At 73.2% G+C, this 4,236-nt stretch carries 2 protein-coding genes; both read right to left on the reverse strand.

Features of this window, described 5'->3' with window-relative positions:
- Positions 1-3,572 (reverse strand): glycosyltransferase (locus tag ACTIDRAF_RS28610; protein ID WP_039787089.1); only part of this gene is annotated, 3,572 nt, incomplete at its 3' end.
- A 140-nt stretch (positions 3,573-3,712) separates the two neighbouring features.
- On the reverse strand, positions 3,713-4,236 hold a 524-nt coding region (locus tag ACTIDRAF_RS28615; protein WP_039787091.1), incomplete at its 5' end, for a hypothetical protein.

The following is a 4,236-nucleotide window of genomic DNA, read 5'->3' on the forward strand; positions in this document are numbered from 1 at the left end:
AGCCGCACCAGCTGAGCACGCGTCCGCTCGTCCAGCTCGTTGCGGAACCTCACCAGGAGCGTCCCCGCGAACTGGGCCAGCGCCGGCAGGTGGTTGGCGGCGCCCACGTCGAGCAGTTCACGTTGGGCGTCGGTGAGCCGACCGAACACGCCCAGCGAGGACAGCACCAGCCGGAGGTCGCTGGTGGGCAGCACGGCGTCGAGGTTCTCCTCCCGCCGGCCGGACACGTTCGCGTCGTGCTGCCGGTAGGACTGGAGCGGCCGGTCCACGAACGCGATCCGCCCGGTGGCCAACGCGCACAACGCGGTCCAGTGGTCGTGGAACGCCACGGTGTGGCGGGGCGGGAACGGCAGCACGGCGTCCCGCACCAGTTCCGCCCTGACCAGCGATGCCCCACCGGTCACCGTGTTCAACAGGAGAAGGGAGATCAGGTCCTCCCACTGGTTGCGGCGCCTGTTCCAGAAGGAGTCCGCGAACACCGTCCCGGCCTGGTCCACCAGGCGCATGTCCGCGTAGGCCAGCGCCACGCCGGGGTCCTCCAGCTCGGCGAGCAGCACCTGGAGCTTGTCGGTGTCCCACACGTCGTCCTGGTCGCACAGGGCGACCGCGTCCGCGTCCGCGGGGACCAGCCGCATGGCTCGCTCGAAGTTCCGGTAGAAACCGACGTTCTCGTCGTGCTCCACCAGCACGAACCGTTCGTCCCCACCGATCAGCTCCCGGATCGAGGCCCGTGCAGCTGGGGAGGAGGCGTCGTCGGCGATCACGCACACCCAGTTCTGGTGGCTCTGGGCGCGGAGGGAGTCGAGCTGTTCGGCGAGGAACCCCGGTTCGGGTTCGTAGGTCGCCATCGCCACGGCCACCCGGGAACCGGCGGGGACGGGCCACTCGACCTGGACCGGTCGGATCCCGGTGCCGGGGGCGACCCGCAGCTCCGGCAGGTCCCGGTACAGCCGACTACCGTCGGCCAGTTCGACCCGCAGGCACAACTGGTAGGAGGCGGGCGCGGTGACCGGGGCCAGGGGAACGGACACCAGCAGACCGGTGTTCTCGGAGACGGCGACGCCGGCGGCGTTCAGCGCGCTGTGCACGTCGGGGCGGGAGTAGCCGTAGTTGACCGGGTGTTCCCGGCCGTCCACGAGCAGCCAGACCCGACGGATCGGGAGGTCGGCGTGGGCCACCCAGCCCGACAGCTCCACCACCTGACCCCGCCCCACCAGCACCGGTTCGTCCGGAACCGGCACATCCCAGTGCAGGGCGGCGTCCCGGGCGGCCCTGGTCTGCTTGCGGATGCGGGTCGCGGCCAGCTGCGCCGCCGGCGGTAAGTAGCCGTGCAACCGGCGTAACACGCCGTCCGGCTCCTCGCCGCCGCGACCGAGGACCAGGTCCCGCGTGCCCCGCACCGCCCGCAACGCCGGCCACACGTAGCGGTGGCCGAGGCTGACCAGGCCGGCCGACTCCAGCTTGTCCAACCGGGACCGGGTGCGGGCGAGCCGCTGCCTCGCCTCGCTCTCGGCCGCCATCAGCCGTTCGTTCTCCGCGTAGGCGGCGCTCGCCTCGCGAACCGTGTCCGACAGCTCCGCCAGTGCGGTGGCGAACCGCTGGTCGAGCTGCGCGGCCCGCTCCTGGACCTGGTCGAGCTGCTGGGTGGCCTCGGCCAGCCGGAGCAGCAGCGCCTCCCGGTCCTCCTCGACCCGTTCGAGGTGGTTCTCCAGCTCCCCGAGCTCACGGCGGAACTCGTCCCGCAGCTGCGCCAGCTCGGTGCGCGTGCGGTCCAGGTCGCCGTCGCTGGCGGCCAACCGCCGGTGGGCCTCCTCGAAGTCGGCCAGCAACTTGCGGTGCGCGTCGAGCGTCGCACGCACGCCCGGCAGGCCGCCCGCGACGGACCAGATCGGCACCGGTGCCGTCGCCGTCGTCTCCTGTTCGAGCGGGGCGGACGCCGGGGGACGTGGCCCGCTCACGACCTCCTGGAAGCCCTCCTCGGCGGCGAGCAGTTCGAACCACCGTTCGTCGAGCACCGACGTCAGGTCCACCAGGCCGCACAGTTCCGTCAGCACGTCCCGGATGCTCGCGCCGTGCCCCCAGGGGTGGGCGGAACCGGTGGCGGTGATCTCCCTGGCGAACTCCAACAACGCGCGCAACAGCGCCAGTTCGGCGTCGACACCGGTGCCCGCCACCCACTCGCGGTCGATGCGGTGCGCGCCACCGTCGTCGGCGATGATGAAGTTGCCGGGGTGGACGTCGAGGAAGTCGGCGGGGAGCACCGGCTTGCCCGGGTGGCCGGGCAGGTAGGGGTGGCGGGGGTCGGAGTCGGCGAGTTCCCTCGCGTTGTGCAGGATGGCGTCCCGCCAGCCCCGCAGCAGGATCGTCGTCTGCTTCAGGTTCCCGGAGTTCAGGCTGTCCAGGATGTGCCGGTCCAGCGGTGCGCCCGTCAACCAGGGCTCGTCGCCGCTCTCCCGCTGCCGCAGCCACCGGGACGTCTGGCCGCCCTCCGCGCCCCGGTCCCCGTCCCGGCGGTCCCGGCGGAGGCCCGCGGCATCCGGCACCGGGCGGAGCACCAGGTCGGTGTCCAGGCGGCGCACCCGCCGCCACTCGGGCAGCCGGCCCATCGTCACGATCCAGCCCAGCGCCGGATCGACCAGCCGGGCCAGCGCCTCCTCCGACCTCGCCGCCAGCACCAGGAAACTGGGGGCGGTGGCCGCGCCGAAACCCTCGGCCGCTGCCATGCGGTGCAGCGAGCGAGCCGGTGCCGCGACCTCGCCGCCACCGAAGGCGCCCAACAGCGGGTGGCGCACGAGCTTGTCCGCCAGGTCCGCGGCTCCCCGACCCGCGTAGGCGCGTTCGTCCAGGATCACGCGAGGCAGCTTGTAGTCGGGGAACGGCAGCAGCCAGCGTTGGGCGGGCAGGCCGGCCGAGCGCAGCATGTCACCGAGAACCCTGCGGGTCCAGGTGCGCGGCCCACGCCCCTCCCCGGGGAAACCGGCCGCGGGGTAGTCGGCCAGTCCCAGGTAGGAACGGTCGTGGTGCGGCTCCGGCTGCCCCAACAGGTAGCCGAGCCCGAGCTGGTTCTCGATCGCCAGGGCCAGCACGCCGTCCTGGGCGAGCGCCGAGGCGGTGGCCCGCAGCAGGTCGGCCGGCGGAGTGCCCAGGTGCACCGCGTGTTCCACCAGGCCGCACAGCACGGCGAGGTCGGCGCTTCCCTCCTGGCCCTCGGCCGCCAGCGCGGACACCACGTCGCCCTGGACGATCCGCGCGCCGGCGAGGTCACGGCAGCGTTCCTCGGCCGCCTCGGCCCGGGGCGCCTCCCCCTCGATGCCGAGCACGTCAAGACCGGCCTCGGCCAGTGCCCTGGTCAGCACGCCCGATCCGCACCCGAGGTCGAGGGCGCTCATCCCCGGGCGGAGGCGCAGTGGTGCCAACAGCCCGATCCGTTGCGGGTGCAGGTGGTACGCCGTCTCCCAGCTCGTGACACCGGCCGCCAGCTCCGGTGAGCCGGCGCTCACGTCCCGGGCGTTCCGGAGGATCGTCAGCACCTCGTCCTCGGCGCCGTCCGCGTACTCGATGCCGTCTCGCACGTGTTCCTCAGCCTCTGCTCGCCGTTCCGTCGGTCACGCGGTGCGTCCCGCCACGTGTGGCGCCCTCGCCCCGCCCGCCGGGCGACCACCCGACGAGTCGATCTTGACTGTGCCGGGCGGGCGGCCGGCGGGCAGGGTGGTCACTCCGGGGCGTGTTCGGTCGTCTGCTCCCGCAACAGGGCGAGGAACGCCTCCCGGGCCGCCTCCTCGTCGGGGCCGAACGCCTCGACGCGGATCACGGCTCCGCCGGCGACGTAGTGGGCCCGGAAGGTGTAGATCGGGTTCTCGGCGTCCTCGGGGGGTGCCAGGTAGCGACCGCGAACCCCGTTGGGCAGGTCCCCGAACTCGTCGTGCCCGGCCTGGCCGTAGAACTGGTCGACGGCGTCGAGGAGTTCACCGGCGCCACCGTCGGCCTGGAAGGCCCAGATCCCCCGGATCAGTTCGGTCTCGTTGTGCTTGCGGACCAGGCCGAGCACGGCGGTGCCGCCGTTGTCGGCGAGCAACTGGGCCTCGGCCCCGTCCGGCAGGTTCCGGTCGATCGCCTCCTGGATCGGCAGCTCCGCCTTGGCGATGACCTCCTCGCCGGGCAGTTCCGCGTAGTCGGCCAGCGGACCCTCCGGTGCGACCCTCGGCGGGGGAGGAGGGGAGGACGGGGTGGGGGGTG

Source organism: Actinoalloteichus spitiensis RMV-1378, from assembly GCF_000239155.1.
Taxonomy (GTDB): domain Bacteria; phylum Actinomycetota; class Actinomycetes; order Mycobacteriales; family Pseudonocardiaceae; genus Actinoalloteichus_B; species Actinoalloteichus_B spitiensis.